Genomic DNA, 446 nt, shown 5'->3' with positions numbered 1-446 from the left:
GAACCCTGACCCAGTTGCGGGCCGACACGTATTCTTCCGTTCTCCTCAGCAGCGGAAACGGCAGCAGCCGCGGCCCCGGCAGCACGGACGAGGCCGGTGGGGAAGCCGCTTACGGGCAGCGATCTTCGATCCGCGCGCAGGTGCTGGTCACCGTGCCGGTGTTTTCCCTGCTGGGCGTGACCGATGAGCCGGCGATGCTGGACGGGTACGGCCCGATCCCCGCGTCGATGGCCCGTGATCTGGTTGCCGACGGTGCCAGCTCGTTTTACCGGGTGCTGGTTGATCCCAGGGACGGGGCTCCGCTGGAGATCGGCCGCACCAGCTATCGGCTCACCAAAGCCATGCGGAACTGGCTGCGGATGCGGGACGGCAAATGTCCCTTCCCCGGCTGCAGCAACAACTCCCTGGACAACGAAGCCGACCATATCCTCGCTTGGGACAAGGGC

General features: G+C 66.4%; 1 protein-coding gene. It reads left to right on the top strand.

Annotated features, from left to right (window positions below):
- The coding region (locus tag AC5RWX_RS34330; protein WP_494100586.1) for an HNH endonuclease signature motif containing protein at positions 1-446 on the top strand (446 nt) is incomplete at both ends.

Source organism: Arthrobacter sp. SPT-J7, from assembly GCF_059089965.1.
The sequence above is the reverse complement of the archived record's forward strand: the minus strand, read 5'-3'. Positions and strand labels throughout refer to the sequence as shown.